This window comes from Pandoraea apista, assembly GCF_001465595.2.
Classification (GTDB): domain Bacteria; phylum Pseudomonadota; class Gammaproteobacteria; order Burkholderiales; family Burkholderiaceae; genus Pandoraea; species Pandoraea apista.
Genome location: NZ_CP013481.2, coordinates 1,882,303 through 1,899,143, shown reverse-complemented (window position 1 = coordinate 1,899,143; position 16,841 = coordinate 1,882,303). Strand labels below are relative to the sequence as shown.

Annotated in this window: 12 protein-coding genes; 3 read left to right on the top strand and 9 right to left on the bottom strand. The window is 62.9% G+C overall.

Annotation, left to right across the window (positions count from 1 at the left end; translation table 11 throughout):
• Positions 1-10: 10 nt before the first annotated feature.
• The 3 genes from AT395_RS08725 to AT395_RS08715 are packed head-to-tail and all read right to left on the bottom strand — an operon-like array spanning position 11 to position 4,083.
• Positions 11-874 (bottom strand): enoyl-CoA hydratase family protein, encoded by an 864-nt coding sequence (locus AT395_RS08725; protein WP_048627560.1) that lies wholly within the window; start codon positions 872-874, stop codon positions 11-13.
• Positions 875-909: 35 nt separating this feature from the next.
• Positions 910-1,731, bottom strand: coding sequence for an SDR family NAD(P)-dependent oxidoreductase (locus AT395_RS08720; protein WP_042112128.1), 822 nt, complete (start codon positions 1,729-1,731; stop codon positions 910-912).
• Between the two features lie 9 nt (positions 1,732-1,740).
• Complete coding sequence (locus AT395_RS08715; protein WP_042112130.1) at positions 1,741-4,083, bottom strand: bifunctional salicylyl-CoA 5-hydroxylase/oxidoreductase; 2,343 nt, start codon at positions 4,081-4,083, stop codon at positions 1,741-1,743.
• Between the two features lie 345 nt (positions 4,084-4,428).
• Between AT395_RS08715 and AT395_RS26355 the strand changes: the two genes are divergently transcribed.
• On the top strand, positions 4,429-4,569 hold the full coding sequence (locus AT395_RS26355) for a DUF5076 domain-containing protein (RefSeq protein ID WP_107338493.1): 141 nt from the start codon (positions 4,429-4,431) through the stop codon (positions 4,567-4,569).
• A 277-nt stretch (positions 4,570-4,846) separates the two neighbouring features.
• Here the strand turns inward: AT395_RS26355 and AT395_RS08705 are convergent, their stop codons facing one another.
• Both AT395_RS08705 and AT395_RS08700 read right to left on the bottom strand, forming a co-directional pair.
• Positions 4,847-6,202, bottom strand: a complete 1,356-nt coding sequence (locus tag AT395_RS08705) for an MFS transporter (RefSeq protein WP_072632799.1) — start codon at positions 6,200-6,202, stop codon at positions 4,847-4,849.
• On the bottom strand, positions 6,199-7,596 hold the full coding sequence (locus tag AT395_RS08700; protein WP_058375308.1) for a M20 family metallopeptidase: 1,398 nt from the start codon (positions 7,594-7,596) through the stop codon (positions 6,199-6,201). Before AT395_RS08700 ends, AT395_RS08705 begins: the two co-directional genes overlap by 4 nt.
• 229 nt (positions 7,597-7,825) lie before the next feature.
• Between AT395_RS08700 and AT395_RS08695 the strand changes: the two genes are divergently transcribed.
• Entirely contained in the window at positions 7,826-8,752 is a 927-nt protein-coding gene (locus tag AT395_RS08695; RefSeq protein WP_042112134.1) for a LysR family transcriptional regulator, read from the top strand.
• Between the two features lie 123 nt (positions 8,753-8,875).
• Here the strand turns inward: AT395_RS08695 and mdtD are convergent, their stop codons facing one another.
• The 4 genes from mdtD to gloB form a co-directional block, all read right to left on the bottom strand.
• The gene (gene mdtD / locus AT395_RS08690) at positions 8,876-10,330 is read right to left on the bottom strand and encodes a multidrug transporter subunit MdtD (RefSeq protein WP_082164614.1); all 1,455 of its coding nucleotides are present in this window, start codon (positions 10,328-10,330) and stop codon (positions 8,876-8,878) included.
• A gap of 251 nt (positions 10,331-10,581) precedes the next feature.
• On the bottom strand, positions 10,582-12,483 hold the full coding sequence (locus AT395_RS08685) for a propionate--CoA ligase (protein WP_048627562.1): 1,902 nt from the start codon (positions 12,481-12,483) through the stop codon (positions 10,582-10,584).
• A gap of 620 nt (positions 12,484-13,103) precedes the next feature.
• Positions 13,104-14,810 (bottom strand): transglycosylase SLT domain-containing protein, encoded by a 1,707-nt coding sequence (locus AT395_RS08680; RefSeq protein ID WP_048627563.1) that lies wholly within the window; start codon positions 14,808-14,810, stop codon positions 13,104-13,106.
• Positions 14,811-15,137: 327 nt separating this feature from the next.
• Positions 15,138-15,965: a hydroxyacylglutathione hydrolase gene (gloB, locus tag AT395_RS08675; RefSeq protein ID WP_048627564.1), complete on the bottom strand. Its 828-nt coding sequence runs from the start codon at positions 15,963-15,965 to the stop codon at positions 15,138-15,140.
• Between the two features lie 14 nt (positions 15,966-15,979).
• Between gloB and AT395_RS08670 the strand changes: the two genes are divergently transcribed.
• A complete protein-coding gene (locus AT395_RS08670) occupies positions 15,980-16,840 on the top strand; it encodes a methyltransferase domain-containing protein (RefSeq protein WP_042112143.1) in 861 nt (286 codons plus the stop codon).
• The last annotated feature ends 1 nt before the right edge of the window (position 16,841 follow it).

Genomic DNA, 16,841 nt, shown 5'->3' with positions numbered 1-16,841 from the left:
CTCGCTCGCGTCAGTCGCCCTTGAACACCGGTTTCTGCTTCGCAACAAAGGCGTCGTAAGCGCGACGGAAATCCTTCGTCTGCATGCAGATCGCTTGCGCCTCGGCTTCCGCCTCGATGGCTTCGTCCACGCCCATGTTCCACTCCTGATGCAGCAACTTCTTCGTCACGCCGTGCGCGAACGTCGGGCCGCAGGCAATCTGATCGGCCAGCGTCTGTGCTGCGCCGAGCACCGCGCCACCGTCGTGCAACGCGTTGAAGAAGCCCCATTGCAGACCTTCCTCCGCCGTCATCACCCGGCCGGTGTAAAGCAGCTCCGACGCGCGGCCCTGCCCGATCATGCGCGGCAGCAGCGTGCAAGCGCCCATATCGGCGCCGGCCAGCCCCACGCGCACGAACAAAAACGCCGTCTTGGTCTGCGGCGTGCCCAGACGCATATCCGACGCGAGCGCCACCATCGCGCCTGCACCGGCGCAAATGCCGTCGATGGCGCTGACGATCGGCTGCGGACAAACGCGCATCGCCTTGACCAGATCGCCCGTCATGCGAGTGAAATCGAGCAACTCCGGCATACTCATCTGCGTGAGCGGGCCGATGATTTCGTGGACGTCGCCGCCCGAGCAAAAGTTGCCGCCGGCGCCAGTCACCACCACCGTCTTGATATCCGTCGCGTAGACCAGACCGCGGAAGAGATCGCGCAGTTCGGCATACGAGTCGAACGTCAGCGGATTCTTCTTGTCGGGACGGTTCAGCGTGATCGTGCCGATGCTCGGACGCCCTTGCGCGTCGTTCGACACCGACCACAGAAAGTGCTTGGCTTCATAGGTCGCGAACGGGCGCTTGTGATGCGCCATCGTCAGTTTCACGTCACTCATTGGCCGATCTCCTTGGATGGGTTTTGCATTCGCGCTCAGCCGACGGTGACTTCACCGCCAGCGACCGCGATCGACTGTCCTGTGACTGCGCCCGCGCCCGGCTGGCAGAGCCACAGCACGGCGTCGGCAACCTCTTGCGGTTGCACCAGACGCCCTTGCGGATTGCGCTTTGCCAGTTCAGCGCGTGCTTCGTCTTCGCTGCGTCCCGTTTTGGCGACGATGTTCGCCACGGCGTCGCGCACGATGTCCGTTTCCGTATAGCCCGGGCAGACTGCGTTGACCGTCACGCCCTTCTTCGCCACTTCGAGCGCCAGCGCACGCGTGAGCCCGATCACGCCATGCTTGGCCGCGCAATACGCCGTAACATACGGGTAGCCAATCAGCCCGGCGGTGCTCGCCACGTTCACGATGCGTCCCCACCCCGCCGCCAGCATGGCAGGCAGCGCAGCGGAAATGCAGTGAAACGTACCGGTCAGGTTGACGTCGATCATCTGTTGCCACAGCGCCCCGTCCGTCTTGCCAAACGGAGCGCTGACGGCCTGTCCCGCGTTATTCACAAGCACCTGCACCGGGCCGAAACGCTCGGCCGCGCGCGCAAAAGCCGCCTCGACCGCTGCCGCGTTCGAAATGTCGGCGCTGACCCACGCGACTTCGCCATGCCCGGCCAGTGCCTTCGCGCCATCGGCCAGCGAGGTCTCGCTACGCCCGAGCAGCGTGACCCGGGCGCCCTGTGCCAGCAAGGCCCGTGCAACGGCCTCGCCAATCCCGCGCGCACCGCCGGTCACCAACGCGTGCATGCCCTTGAGCGATGCCGACGACACCGGAGCGGCACCCGTCGAAGTTGTGGTTGACGTCATCTACTGTCCTTATTTACCGATCTGTTGAGCGTAGGCGGCAGCACGCTCCAGATTGGTCTCGTACTGCCGTTTGCCCGCATAGTACTGCGCCGGCCACGGTAAATCCTTGTAACCAATCTTGGCGGCTTCGTGCAGTGTCCAGAACGGATCGGCCAGATGCGGACGCGCCAGCGCGCACAGATCGGCGCGGCCCGATGCGATGATGCTGTTCACATGATCCGCTTCGAAAATCGCACCGACGGCAATCGTCGGAATACCTGCCTCGTTGCGCACACGATCGGCGAACGGTGTCTGGAACATGCGGCCATACACCGGCTTTTCGGCCTTGCTGACCTGCCCCGACGAGCAGTCGATGAGATCGGCGCCTGCGTTCTTGAAAGCGCGGGCGATGGCGACCGCGTCGTCCGGCGTAATACCGCCCTCGACCCAGTCGTGCGCCGAAATACGGACCGACATCGGCTTGGCCGACGGCCAGACGTCACGCACGGCATGGAAGACTTCCAGTGGATAGCGCAGGCGATTCTCCAGCGAGCCGCCGTATTCGTCGGTGCGCTGGTTCGTGAGCGGCGAGATGAAGCTCGAGAGCAGATACCCGTGCGCGCAGTGCAGCTCGAGCCAGTCGAAGCCGGCTTCGGCGGCACGACGGGCCGCTTGTACGAAGTCGTCCTTGACGCGGTCCATATCGGCGCGCGTCATTTCGCGCGGCGTTTGCGATACGTCTTCGATATAGGGCAGCGGCGAGGCCGAGATCAGCGGCCAATTGCCTTCGGTGAGAGGTTGATCGATACCGTCCCATGCGAGGCGCGTCGACCCCTTGCGACCGGCGTGGCCGATCTGCATGGCGATCTTCGCATCGCTGCCCGCGTGCACGAAGTCGACGATGCGCTTCCACGCGTCGCGTTGTGTATCGTTCCACAGGCCGGGGCATCCCGGCGTGATACGGGCGTCGGGCGACACGCAGGTCATTTCGGCCACGATCATGCCCGCACCGCCCAACGCGCGGCTACCGAGGTGCACGAGGTGGAAGTCGCCCGGTACGCCGTCGACCGCCGAATACATGGCCATCGGCGACATCACGATGCGATTCTTGAGTGTGAGGTCGCGTGCGCGGAACGGCGTGAACATCGGGGGAATCGCTTGCTGGCCCTGAGCGCGTTTCACTCCCGCGTGCTCGGCGAGCCAGTCTTCGTAGCCTTCGACGTAGCCGGCGTCGCGCACTCGCAGGTTCTCGTGGGAAATACGCTGCGAGCGCGTGAGCAGCGAATAGGCGAATTGCTCCGGCGAGAAGCGCGCGTAGCGTTCGACGGTCTCGAACCACTCGGTCGAATTGCGCGCGGCGTTCTGGATCTTGAGCACTTCGACGCTGCGGGCGGCTTCGTAATCGGCCAGCACGCCCGGCAGGGCGTCCACGCCCTGAGTGCCGAGGCCGTCGGCGAGCGAGATGGCGTCTTCCAGCGCGAGCTTGGTGCCGGACCCGATGGAGAAGTGTGCGGTGTGTGCGGCGTCGCCCATGAGTACGACAGGAACACGCTTGCCGTCGACATCGCTCCAGTGGACCCAGTGTTCGCAAATCACGCGCGGGAAGCGAATCCAGATGGCCGAGCCGCGAAGATGCTTGGCGTTGCTCATAAGTTCATGGCCGCCGAGGTACTTCGCAAAGAGGTCTTCGCAGAATTTCACGCCCTCTTCCTGGCTCATCTCGTCAATGCCGTGGGCGCGCCAGACTTCCTCGGGCGTCTCCACGATGAACGTCGACGTGTCGGCGTCGAACTGATAGGCGTGCGCCTGAAACCAGCCGTGTTCCGTCTTCTCGAAGGCGAACGTGAAGGCGTCGAAACGTTGATGCGTGCCGAGCCAGACGAAGCGATTCCGGCGCGTGTCGATATCCGGGCGGTAGGTGTCGGCGTAACGGGTACGGATACGGCTGTTCAGGCCGTCGGACGCGATCACCAGATCAGCCTGATAGCGGCGAGCGATTTCCTGATCGTCGGAGACGTCCGTCTCGAAAACCAGTTCGACACCGAGCGCTTCGCAGCGCGCTTGCAGAATATTGAGCAGCTTCTTGCGGCCGATGCCGATGAATCCGTGACCGCCGGAGGTGATCGTGCGGCCTTCGAAGTGGATATCGATGTCGTCCCAATGGTTGAAGGCGTCGTTGATCTGCGCAGCGCTCACGGGGTCGGCTTGCTGGAGGTTGTCCATGGTGGCGTCGGAGAACACCACACCCCAGCCGAACGTGTCGTAGGGCCGGTTGCGCTCGACCACCACAACACGGTGGGAAGGTTCGCGCAGCTTCATCAACAACCCGAAATACAGGCCCGCGGGACCGCCGCCGATACAGACGATATTCATCTCCAACCTCCGGATTCACAGATCGCGTCGCGCTTGCCGATCTTTGTTAAATCGTAAATAGTTTATGCCTAAAATACTAGAGGAAAAAATTTCCGACGGCAAGGTCGGCAAATCCCGACTTCGGAGGGGGAGGGAAAGTACTTAGCGGGGGGCTATTGCCGACTGCCTTCGAGCGTCGTCGTACCCCCGAGTGTCGGGTTCAAGGTTCAAGGTTCCCGGAAACCCGAGTGTCGCGTCCAAATCCGGAATGCGCTACGCCGTCTATTCGACAGAATCGCCGCCGTCTTGTCATCTGCGTTTCGATTCGAGCGCTGGCCTGACTTAAGAGAGGAATGCGATGTATGAATGTCCAATCCCGATTCAGTCGTGCTCGACGACGACGCGATAGACATACTCCGCGTCTGGACCGCAGATCAGACGATGTACTGCTCAATGACCATTGGGAGGTATCAGGAAGCGAAGCAGATCTCGGAAGAAGCTCTCTGAGGTGCGATTCTCGCGGACGTCGCCCGACAAGTCGCAGCCATGCTGCAACAAGACTATCCGCGCATGAATATCGACTCACTGGCGCTCGTTCGAGATCACTTCCTGCAAGAACTCAGCGCCCCGCCTGCATGCCCAACGACACTACGTCGCGGCAACGTCACCAAGGCCCCCGCACACCCTTGCCATCAAAGGGACGCGCCACGCCAGCCACGCGCGACACCTTCACACGCGACACCGACGAGCGCCTCCCCTCGGGCCTTCGCCCAGCCGATCCCCCTCAGCGTGCCCCCATCCGCGCCCGCGCAATCAGCAGTGTCGTCAGACTGATCACCGCGCCCACCATCAGATACAGCCCCGGCGCCAGCTTGTTGCCCGACGCCGCAATCAGCCATGCCACCGCCAACGGGGTAAAACCGCCGAAGATCGTCGTGCCAAGGTTGTAACCCACTGCCATCCCCGTTGCGCGCGTACGCGTCGGGAACAATGACGACATCAGTGCTGGGATCGGTGCGAAGTACACCGCCTTCAACGTGCCGACCCACAGCATCACGACCATCATCGTCGCCAGCGATGCATGCGCGTTCATGAACGCGAACGCCGGATACACCGTACACAGGAACAACACCCCCGCCACCAGCATGATGCGAATACGTCCTACCTTATCCGACCAATGCCCGACGAACGGCGTCAGCGTCATGATGACGAAGCCCGTCACCAGCGTTGCAATGAAGCCCTGTGACGGCGGCAAGCCGAGTTGTTTTGTCGCATACGTCGGCATATACAGAATCATGTAGTTCGCCGTCGTCGTGAGCACCAGCGCACCGATGGACACCAGCAAACGCGATTTCTGCGTCGTCAACACCTCCCACACCGGCGATTTTCCCGCACTGCCCTCTTCCGCCCGCACCGCGCTCTTTCGCGCGATGTCGCGCTCGAATGCAGGCGTCTCGTCAACATACTTCCGGATGTAAAGCCCGATAGGCCCCACCAGCATTCCGAACAGGAACGGAATACGCCATCCCCACGACTCGAGTTGCGGTTGCGTCAGTACGCCCGTGAGTACCGCTCCGAATGCCGACGCCAACAGCGTGCTCGCCCCCTGACTCGCGAACTGCCAGCTCGACATGAAGCCCGGCCGGTGAGGTACGTGCTCCACAAGGAACGCCGTCGAACTGCCAAACTCGCCCCCCGCCGAGAATCCCTGCATCAGTCGCGACAGGAAGATGCCGATCGGCGCCCACACCCCGATCACCGCATACGTCGGCATAAACGCGATAAGCCCGGTGCCTACCGTCATCATGGCGATCGATAACATCAGCGACGCACGACGTCCGTGACGATCCGCGTACGCCCCCAGCACGAAAGCCCCCAGAGGACGCGCCAGATACGACAGCGCAAACGTTCCCAACGCCATCAACAGCGACACGGTCTCGTCGTGTGCGGGGAAAAACAGCTTCGAGATCGTCACCGCGAAATAGCCGTAGACGATCAGGTCATACCATTCAAGCGCGTTCCCGATCGACGTTGCGACAATCAGCTTGTAGACGGGCACATCCGTACGCGCGCCCTCCTTGCCGGCGCTCGACGCGCCGTTCGTATGATCCGCCCCAGCGGCGGCAGCGGTGCTGTTCATCGCGGCTTCCCCTCTTTGAGCTCGACATCCCCCAGATCCCAAAACAGCCCCGCCATGATCTGCAACGCCTCACGTGCGACCGATCCGAGTAAATGCTCGTCTGGCGCGTGCTGCGAACAGGCCGGGTACGAGTGCGGTACCCATAGCGTGGGCAGACCAAGAACGTCCGCGAATACATCGTTCGGCAACGTACCGCCAAGATTCGGCAGCAGCACCGGCGGCTTACCTGTCGTCTCGCGTATCGACGTCAACGCCCACAGCACCCATGGGTCTTCCGGATCGAGACGCGTCGCCATCACACCCCGCTCAACCTCGACTTCGACCATCGGGAAACCGTGCGCGTCCAGATGCGCGCGCACGATCTCGGCCAGCCGCTCCCAGTCGGTGCCGACTACGAAGCGGATCTGCATGTGCGCGTAGGCATACGGGGGAATCGCATTGACAGGCTTCTCGGGATTGCCCGTCTTGAACGCCAGCACCTCGATGTTGTTCCAACCGATCACGCGTTCTGTCGGTGTCAGGCCCGGCTCACCATAGTCGGCATCGACCTCGGGATCGTCCGGCCCGCCCCCGACCTCCAGCCCGGCAAGCGCACGACGCACCGACGCTGGCAACTCGGGCGGACGCAGGCCCTCCACCAGAATCTTCCCGTTGCCGTCGACCATCGACGCAATCGCGTTCGCCAGCACAACCCCCGGATTGCGCAACAGGCCGCCCCAATTTCCCGAGTGATGGCCGCCGTCGCGCAGATTCAGGCTGAGCTTGAAATTGACCAGCCCCCGCGAGCCGAGGAACACCGTGGGACGCTCCGCCGCCAGGCGTGGACCGTCGGAGGCTATCAGCACGTCGGCTCGCAACTCGTCGCGCAATTGCTCGCAAATCGCGTGCAAGCCCGGCGAGCCCATTTCTTCGCCCATCTCCACAATCATCTTCACGTTGTATCCGAGCTTGCCGCCGCGCAAGGCCAGGACCTCCGCCAGCGCCGCCAGATTGATCGTGTGCTGACCTTTGTTGTCGGCGGTGCCGCGTCCGTACCAGCGGTCGCCCTCCACCACGATCTCCCATGGCTTGAGCCCGTCACGCCACTGTGCGTCGTAGCCACGCACCACGTCGCCGTGGCCGTAAGTGAGGACTGTAGGCACGTCGTCGCTCTCGTGACGTTGAGCAATCAGGAACGGCCCGCCGCCCGGCACCGGATTAGGCACGACGCGCGACGTAAAGCCGAGCGCCGCGAGCGCCGGGATCATCTCCTCGGTGAGATAAGCGTGCAGCACGTCGCCGCTGTCTGCCTCCTGACTCTCGGTCTTGTAGGCAACGCGACGGTTGAGGGTATCGAGAAACGCGCCCGAATCGTATTGGGCGGTGGCTTGGGAAATCGCTGCGCTACGTGTCACTGCTTGTCTCCAGATGGCTTGTGAGGGCACGGCAGCCTTGTCTCGCGCATCACTGCGACGCGTGCCGGTGGCACGCTGCGGCACAACCGTTCAGGCCATTCTAGGAGCGGGTATTTTTGACAACAATGATAATATTTCGAATGTTTCTTTGCCGTTTTGGCAAAGCAAAAAGCCGGGGAAACGCCCTGCTCGACCGTCCCATTCCGCCCCTGTCACTCGACCGCTTCCCATGCAAACTCACGCGCTGCGTTACTTTCTCGAAGTTGCTCGCACCGGCTCGCTGAGTCGCGCCTCAGAGCGCCTGCATGTAGCGGTCTCGGCGCTGAGCCGTCAGATCGCGAAGCTCGAAGAAGACCTCGGCACACCGCTCTTCGAACGCCGGCCGCGCGGCATGGTGCTAAGTGAAGCGGGCGAGTTGCTCGCAGATCATGCGCGTCGCGTACTGCTCGACGCAGAGCGTGTCACGTCGGAAATCCGGGGACTCACGGAAGTTGGGCGCGCAACGATTCGCGTCGCCAGCGCCGAGGGGGTCGCGCGGGACTTCCTGCCGCAGGTGTTTGCACGCTTTCGCGAAACCTATCCGGGCGCGCACTTCCTGCTCGACGTCGTATCTCCGTTCGATGCCACTGTGCGCGTGCGCGATGGCGAGGCGGATATCGCCGTGTGCTTCAGCGTCGCGCCGGAAAAAGGAGTGCAGGTCGTACACACGCAGCCGGCACCGATCTATGCCCTGATGGCCAGGCGGCACCCGCTCGCCAAACGACGCGACATTGCACTCGCCGACCTGCTGCCCTACCCGCTGGCGCTTTCGAACGCCGGCGTGACCATCCGGCAGATGTTTGATCTTTGCTGCACGCTCGAAGGTCTGCTTTTCGAACCGGTGTTCGTGAGCAACTATCACGCCGCGCTACACAGCTTCGTGCGCTCGGGCAATGCCGTCACGCTCACCGGTTTGCTCACGGTGCGCAGCCGACTGGCCCCTGAAGGGCTCGTTGCCATTCCCATCCGGAACCCGGCGCTGCACCAACGCTCGCTGCAAGTGCAGACGATGGCCGGCCGCACCCTGCCCGCTCCCGTCGAAGCCTTCCTCGGCCTGCTAATCGACGCCATTCGCGCACCCGAAATTCTCGACAGACCATTTGCTTCGCGGGGATGAAGCGGATGACTTGCATAAGCACCACAGCCGTCATCGCTGTCATCCCCACCGCCTCTCACCTCTCATTCAAGGTGCATCGCAGCGCTTCACGGCGCGCTGGCTCGAATCGGCGCGCCCAACGCCCTAATTTGCCGGAGGCGGGGGTGTCGCTGCCACGGCTTGTGCCTGCGCGTCGCCGTCATCGGTAGCCCTCTGTTCACGGTCGGTCAGTTGGGCAAAGATCCACGCAGAACAACACGTGATCAGGCCAACGCAGGCAAACGTCGCCCGGAACGCAGGAAGCGCTCCAACGCCCGCACTCTCGCCAAACGCTCCCGTGAACGTCACCAGCAACGCACCGCCCACGGTCAGACCGAAGCTCATGGCCAGCATCTGCACGAGCGAGAACAGGCTATTGCCGCCGCTCGCGTCGTCCGGATTCAGGTCCTTTAACGTCAACGTATTCATTGCCGTGAACTGTATCGAGTTAATGCCGCCCAGAATGCCCAACTGGAGGATCAGCAGCGGCACTGGATAGTGCGGGGTTACGACAGCGAAACTCGCCATCACGCCCCCGGCAAGAATCGTGTTCCACACCAGCACGGGCCGGTAGCCATAACGCGTGACCAGATGTGTCGCCAGGCTTTTGGCGAAGATTCCCGTGATCGTGATCGGTAGCATCAGCAAACCCGCTTCGAACGCGGTATAGCCAAGGCTCACTTGTAGCAACAGCGGAACGAGGTAAGGTACCGCCGCAATACCGATTCGCGCGAAGAGATTCCCCAGCAACCCTACGCTGAAGGTATGCACGCGGAACATCGCGAGCGAGAATAAAGGTTGTGGCGCACGGTTCGCGTATAGCCCATAGGCGACAAAACCGGCAAACCCCACCACCAGCAACACCAGCATGAGGGCATGCGCGCCAGCCATATCGGCATGCCGGTCGAGCGCGAGCGAGGTCGCCACCATGCCGACAGAGAGCAGCAGATATCCCTTGATATCGAACGACGTCTGGTGCGGCGCGCGCGCGTTGATCAGGAAGAAATGCGCTGCCACGCAACCGATTACCCCAACGGGCACGTTGATCAGAAACACCCAGTGCCACGACGCCACCTTGACCAGCCACCCACCCAGCGTCGGACCGATCAGGGGACCGATCATACCCGGCACCGCAACGAACGCGAGCGCCTGCAAATACTGCTCACGCGGGAAGGTGCGCAACACCGCCAACCGTCCCACCGGCAGCAACATCGCGCCACCAAACCCCTGCACCACACGCCACCACACGAGCGCATCGAGGGTGCTGGAATAGGCGCACATTGCCGAGCCGATGGAGAAGATCGTGAGCGCGCTGGAGAAAACCACGCGCGTGCCCAACCGATCCGCCAGCCATCCCGACAACGGAATCGTGACGGCCATGGTCAACGCATACGCGATGACCACTGCCTGCATATGTAACGGCGATTGACCGAGATCGCGCGCCATGGCCGGCAACGCCGTATTCACGATCGTCGAGTCCAGCGTCTGCATGAAAAAGCCGATGGACACCACGAGGAGCATCGCTTTCTGCCGCCACGCGGCCGGATTGGGTGAAGTCATGTGTCGATAAACAATGAACGGTCATGGGCGCACGCGTCTGCCGTGGATGAGAGAGCCGCCGATCCCGCAGGCATTTCGCGAAATCATACCGGCGATGGCGGACGACATGTCGTAATGCGACGTCGATTCCCGATATCTAACCTTATCGGCCGCCAAAATGCACTGCGGCGCAGTCCGAAAAATCGAATGCGCCGCAGTCTCCACTTCCCATCGCCGTTACGGAAGGCTCCCCTCTGGAAGCCCCCGACCGGCTACACGCCCTTCACGGCATCGCGCACCTGTTCCAGCGCCGCCGGATCTTCGAGCGTGATCAGGTCTCCTGTTTCCCGCCCCTCGCAGATCGCCTGAATCGCGCGTCGCAACAGCTTGCCGGAACGTGTCTTGGGCAGCATGGTGACGAAGAACACCCGCGCCGGACGCGCCACCGCGCCCAACTGCTTGTCCACCGTCTTCATGACATCGCCCTCCAGCGCCAGCCGCGCCTCGGGGGTGGCTGCCAGTTCCGGTTGACGCAGGACCGCAAACGCCATCGCGACTTGGCCCTTGAGCGAGTCCTGCGCACCGATGACCGCGACCTCCGCGACCGCCGGGTGGCTGGCAATGCTCTCCTCGATCTCTCGCGAGCCGAGCCGGTGACCGGCAACGTTGATGACGTCGTCGGTGCGCCCGAGAATGAAGTAGTACCCGTCGTCGTCGCGCACGCCCCAGTCGAAGCTGGAATACAGCATGCGGCCCGGCACTGTCTGCCAGTAGGTCTTGACGAAACGGGCATCGTCACCCCACACCGTGCTCATGCACCCCGGCGGCAGCGGCCCCTCGATCGCCAGCACGCCCTTCTGGTTCGGGCCACAGTCCTCCCCCGTAATCTCGTCAACGAGCTTCACGTCGTAGCCGTACACCGGCTTGCCCGGCGAGCCAAGCTTGCCCGGCAGAACCTCGACGCCACGCGCCATGCCGAGAATCGGCCAGCCGGTCTCCGTTTGCCAGTAGTTGTCGACGACCGGCTTGCCGACACCGTCCGTCAGCCAGCGCGCTGTCGGCTCGTCGAGCGGCTCACCTGCGAGGAAGATCAGCCGCAGCGACGACAGGTCATACTGCGTCAGATAGGCCGGGTCCTGCTTCTTGAGCACACGAATCGCCGTCGGCGCCGTGAAGAGCTGCGTCACCTTGTACTTCTCGACAATGCGCCACCAGATTCCGCCATCGGGACGAATCGGCGTGCCCTCGTACATCACCGTTGCAATGCCCGCGAGCAATGGCGCGTACACGATGTAGCTATGTCCGACCACCCAGCCGATGTCCGATGCGCAGAACATCGTGTCGCCCGGCTTCGCGCAGAAAATGTGCTGCATCGACGACGCCAACGCGACCGCATAGCCGCCGGTGTCGCGTTGCACGCCCTTCGGCTTGCCCGTCGTACCCGAGGTATAGAGCACATACGACGGCTCGCTCGACTCAAGCCACTCGCACGGAATGAGGGCGTCGAGATGTTGCTCGCGCAGCGGCGCGTAGTCGACGTCGCGGCCTTCCACGCGTGTCATGGGCGCCAGCCCCCGGTCGATCAGCAATACGCTCGACGGCTTGTGCTGCGCCAGCGTGACGCCTTCGTCGAGCAATGGTTTGTACGGGACCACCTTGCCGTTGCGCGACCCGGCATCGGCCGAGACAATGACTTTCGGTTGCGCGTCGTCGATGCGGGCCGCCAGATTGACGGACGCAAAGCCACCGAACACGACCGAGTGGATCGCGCCCAGTCGCGTGCATGCCAGCATGGCGAACAGCGCCTCGGGGATCATCGGCATGTAGATCAGCACGCGCTCGCCACGCGCCACGCCCAGCGATTGCAACGATGCCGCCATGCGATTGACTTCCGCCGACAGTTCGTCGTACGTGTAGACACGCTCCTGCTCGGTCTCCGTCGACACCCAGATCAGCGCATTTTGTGTCCCGCGCGACGGCAGGTGGCGATCGACGGCGTTGTGGCACAGATTCGTTCGACCGCCGACGAACCAGCGGGCAAACGGCGGGTTGTCGTAGTCGAGGACCTGCGTGAAAGGCGTCTCCCAATCGATCAGCCGGGCCTGCTCCTCCCAGAACGCCGCCCGGGTATCGGGGGTGATCGAGCGGGCGTGAAACGACGCATACGAAGTCATATTGTCTCCTTGCATATATGAATTGGCTCGCGCGCCCGTCACGCCGCACCGGCGGCGCCGGAGGGGACAGGGTTGACGCGGCGCCGGATCGGGCCGGCAAGGCCGACGGTGTGCCGCCATCGACCGGCAATGCGTTTCGGTGCAACGAAATTGTCGGACACAGGTGAAGTGCCTCGCGTTCAGTGTGCGCGTTGACGCTTACGGAAGGCTTACCGGGCAGCCACGCCCGGCACGCGAAACGCTAGGGGATTACGCGGAGTCAGAGGTGAATCGCATTGATCACGGCGAACGGTTCCCGGCGACGCGGGCGCGTGGCATGAGCGGCCCCACCGACGACAGTGCACTAAGCTCAGTCGCTGTCTTCGTGGTTATCATTTTCCATTTTATTTAGGACTCCTTGTTGAGTGACTACGAACGGAACCGTCCGCGTCTTCATCATAGGAAATGAGAGCCCGTCCATTTGCGGGAATTCTCCAAAGCGGATGTGAAGCCGATGCCGGGCCGCGGGAGGCAACGGCGCCCCGCAAAACAAAACGCCCGTGAGGGAAAACCTCACGGGCGTTTTACTTCGTCAAACGCAGGCGATGCGGCGATCGCCCGGCGAACGGAAAGGCCGGCGCTTAACGCTGAGCGGTCTTGGTAACCTTCGCAGGCGCCTTGGCGGCGGGCTTCGCTGCGGTCTTCGCCACCGTCTTTGCCGGAGCCTTCGCAGGTGCCTTCGAAGCGACCTTGGCCGGTGCCGTCGTCTTGCTGCCGGCAACGGCAGCCTTGGCAGGACTCGCTGTCGGGCGACGGTCGACGACGCGAATCATCTTGCCATTCTTACCACGCACCATGCGCGTGCGCGGCGCATCGTCGTCATTCTTGGCCGCCGGTGCCGCGGCTGCCGCCGGGGCGGCAGACGCCGCCATTACACGCGAAGCGTCCTTGACCGGAACATGCAGCACCAGCAGTTGGCCGGACGTGAGCGTATCGCGACGCAGACGGTTCCAGCTCTTGATCTGGGCCACGCTCACCCCGCTGCGCGAGGCAACGCTCGCCAGCGTGTCGTGCTTGCGCGCACGAACCATCACCTTGCGGGTATCGGGAAGATCCGGCTCGAGCGCCAGCACTGCGTTGCTCGCCACCGACGCGCTGATGTCCTGATCGATGTCGTCCGAGCGCGGCACCAGCAGCGTCGAGCCGGCCTTCAGGCGCATGCGCGGCGCAATGTTGTTGACCGAGCGGATGACCGCGGCGTCCACACCCAGCTTGAGCGCCACATCTTCCGGACGCTCACGCGAGGACGAGGTGTACGTCGTCCAGCTCGAGAGCGGCTTGTCGTAACCCTTCAGACGGCGCTGGAACACTTCGGCGCTGTCGAACGGCAGCAGAATTTGCGGCTGTGCAGCGCCAAGAATCACCGGCTTGCGGAACGACGGGTTAAGTGCGCGGAACTCGTCGAGCGGCAGATCGGCCAGCTTCGCAGCCAGGGCCACATCGATGTCGCGCTTGGTGGTCACGCTAACGAAATACGGGTGATTCGGAATCTCCGGCAGCTTCACGCTGTACAGGTCCGGGTGCGCGATGATGTTCTTGATCGCCTGCAACTTCGGCACGTAATAACGTGTCTCGGTCGGCATACGCAGGCTCAGATAATCGGTCGGCAGACCTTGCGCCTGATTGCGATCGATCGCGCGCTGCACGTTGCCCTCGCCCCAGTTGTAGGCTGCGAGCGCCAGATGCCAGTCGCCGAACATCGCATAGAGCTTCGAGAGGTAATCGAGCGCGGCAGTGGTCGAGGCGAGCACATCGCGACGCTCATCCTGGAACATGTTCTGCTTGAGGTTGTACGTCTTGCCCGTGCTCGGAATGAACTGCCACATACCGGCGGCCTTGGCCGTCGAAAGGGCTTGCGGGTTGTACGCACTTTCCACGAACGGCAGCAACGCCAGCTCCGTCGGCATATGACGGCGCTCAAGTTCTTCGACGATGTGGAACAGATATTTGTTCGACCGCTGGATCATGCGCTCGACGTATTCAGGACGCTGCGCGTACCACTGCGTGCGATCCTGCGCGAGGTCGGTATCCAGATCGGGGATGGCGAAACCGTGACGAATGCGTGACCAGAGATCGGCGTCGTCGCTGCCATAGGCCAGATCGCCCAGCGAGTCGTTATCCAGATCGATGGTCTGATCGCTGGAGACTCGCTGCTTGCCTTTGGCGGTCGACGCGAGAGGCGCCTTGCTCTGCGCTTCGGGAGTGGAATTCGACGCACCTGTGGTCGGCGCTGTGCTGGCGCAAGCCGCTAGAAGCAGCGTCAGTAGCAAGCTAACGATAAGTCGCATTGATCGGGCTCGAATTGGGTGACATCTTCATGAAATTGGCAAGGATGGTAAGGAAACCCTTCAGATGCGTCAACCATTCTGCCTAATTTTTTTGCAAAATTTACGCCCAAATGCCCCAAAAATAGGGGTTATCCCTAAATTCGGTTTCCGGCATTGTGGCCAGTGAGACACACACAAGCGGCATATACGATGCCACTGAAGCGACACCGAAAATTCACATCCGAGGTGATTCGACAAGGCTGAGCAGACGCCTGCGAGGCTGTCAACGTCCGCTTTGTGTCAGAGGTCATGGTGCGTCACGCTATTGACAGCATGACGCACTCAAGATTAGCGGAAGGTATCTTTCCAGCCACGCACGGTAGCGAACACCGCTTCGCGGGAAAGCGTCGCACGCCCGGCATGGGCTTCGGCGGCCGCGACGACTGCCGGCGCGTCGCTGCGCAGGAAGGGGTTTGTCACCCGCTCCTGGGCGAGCGTGGTGGGCAGCGTCGGGCGCCCCGCGGCGCGCAGCGCCGTGGCCTCCTGATGCCAGGCGGCAAGGGCCGCGTTATCCGGATCGACTGCCAGCGCAAAGCGAATATTCGAGAGGGTGTATTCGTGTGCGCAATGCACGAGCGTGGCCGGCGGGAGCGCGGCGAGCGCGTCTAGCGAGGCGAGCATCTGCGCGGGCGTGCCTTCGAACAGCCGTCCGCAGCCGCACGAGAACAGCGTGTCGCCGCAGAACAGTCGCGGCGCACCTGCCGCACCGGCGCCAAGGAAGTACGCGATATGTCCCAGCGTGTGGCCGGGAACGTCGATCACTTCCAGCACCATGGACGGAGACGCGATATGAACCGTTTCGCCCCCCTCGTGCGGATGATCGACACAAGCGATGGCTTCGTGCGCCGGGCCGTGCACGGGGACATCGAAATGTTCGAGCAGCGTGCCGACACCGCCAATGTGGTCGGCATGCTTGTGCGTGATGAGAATGGCGCGCAGCGTAAGACTGCGCGATTCGAGATAGGCGAGCACCGGCGCGGCGTCGCCCGGGTCGACGACCACGGCATCTTTGCCGTTATCGATGACCCAGAGATAATTGTCCTGGAACGCGGGGACGGGAAAGACGGTCAGTGTACCGGCCGACAGCTTACTCGCCGCATCTGCGTGCGCATCCATATATACTCGCCACCATGTCAGAACGTCCGATTATAGACTGGCCCCTTTGGCTCGTCTCACCGCCAGGCCGCTACGCGTTTGCATGGGAACAGGCCCTCTTCGATCAATGGGTCGGGGATCTGTTCGGCTATCACGCGCTGCAACTTGGCCGTCCCGAGCTGGATACGCTGCGCGAAAACCGCATGCCTTACCGGGGTCTCATCCTTCCCGCTGCACGTGGCGCCGAAGCACCGCCGCTCATGACCAAGGCCGCCAGCGACACAACCGGCAGCACGCCGTCTTGCGACGCCAGCCCCGCCGTCATGATCGCCCGCGACATTCTCGTGAGCCGGTTCGACGAGTTGCCCATCGCCACAGCAAGCACCGACCTCGTAGTGCTGCCGCATGTGCTCGAGTTTGCCGAGAATCCACACGACATTCTGCGCGAAGTCGAGCGCATTCTCGTGCCCGAGGGGCAGGTCATCATCACCGGCTTCAACAATCTGAGCTTGTGGGGCGCCCGTGAGGAACTGGGCCGGCTTGCCGGTGCGCCGTTCCTGCCGCCAGGCGCCGATCTGATTGCGTTCACGCGTCTGAAGGACTGGCTCAAGCTGCTCTCGTTCGACATCGACCGCGGACGCTTCGGTTGCTATCGCCCGCCGCTGCGCGGCGACCACTGGCTACAGCGCTTCGAATTCATGGAACCGGCAGGCGACCGCTGGTGGCCGATCTTCGGCGCGCTCTATGCGGTGCGGGCCGTGAAGCGGGTGCGGGGCATGCGCTTGGTCGGCAAAGTTCGCAAGCGTATACTCGGCCTCCAGCCGGCGGCGGCACCGGTCGCTACGCCCAACACCACGCATCGCCAGATGGCGGAAGCGACCGACGCGCCCGATTGAT

Excerpts from the sequence above, each read along its gene's own strand:
- AT395_RS26355 (WP_107338493.1), top strand. The coding sequence starts at position 4,429 with ATGTCCAATCCCGATTCAGTCGTGCTCGACGACGACGCGATAGACATA.
- AT395_RS08685 (WP_048627562.1), bottom strand. The coding sequence starts at position 12,483 with ATGACTTCGTATGCGTCGTTTCACGCCCGCTCGATCACCCCCGATACC.
- AT395_RS08725 (WP_048627560.1), bottom strand. The coding sequence starts at position 874 with ATGAGTGACGTGAAACTGACGATGGCGCATCACAAGCGCCCGTTCGCG.
- AT395_RS08670 (WP_042112143.1), top strand. The coding sequence starts at position 15,980 with ATGTCAGAACGTCCGATTATAGACTGGCCCCTTTGGCTCGTCTCACCG.
- AT395_RS08695 (WP_042112134.1), top strand. The coding sequence starts at position 7,826 with ATGCAAACTCACGCGCTGCGTTACTTTCTCGAAGTTGCTCGCACCGGC.
- AT395_RS08720 (WP_042112128.1), bottom strand. The coding sequence starts at position 1,731 with ATGACGTCAACCACAACTTCGACGGGTGCCGCTCCGGTGTCGTCGGCA.
- gloB (WP_048627564.1), bottom strand. The coding sequence starts at position 15,965 with ATGGATGCGCACGCAGATGCGGCGAGTAAGCTGTCGGCCGGTACACTG.
- AT395_RS08715 (WP_042112130.1), bottom strand. The coding sequence starts at position 4,083 with ATGAATATCGTCTGTATCGGCGGCGGTCCCGCGGGCCTGTATTTCGGG.
- mdtD (WP_082164614.1), bottom strand. The coding sequence starts at position 10,330 with ATGACTTCACCCAATCCGGCCGCGTGGCGGCAGAAAGCGATGCTCCTC.
- AT395_RS08680 (WP_048627563.1), bottom strand. The coding sequence starts at position 14,810 with ATGCGACTTATCGTTAGCTTGCTACTGACGCTGCTTCTAGCGGCTTGC.
- AT395_RS08705 (WP_072632799.1), bottom strand. The coding sequence starts at position 6,202 with ATGAACAGCACCGCTGCCGCCGCTGGGGCGGATCATACGAACGGCGCG.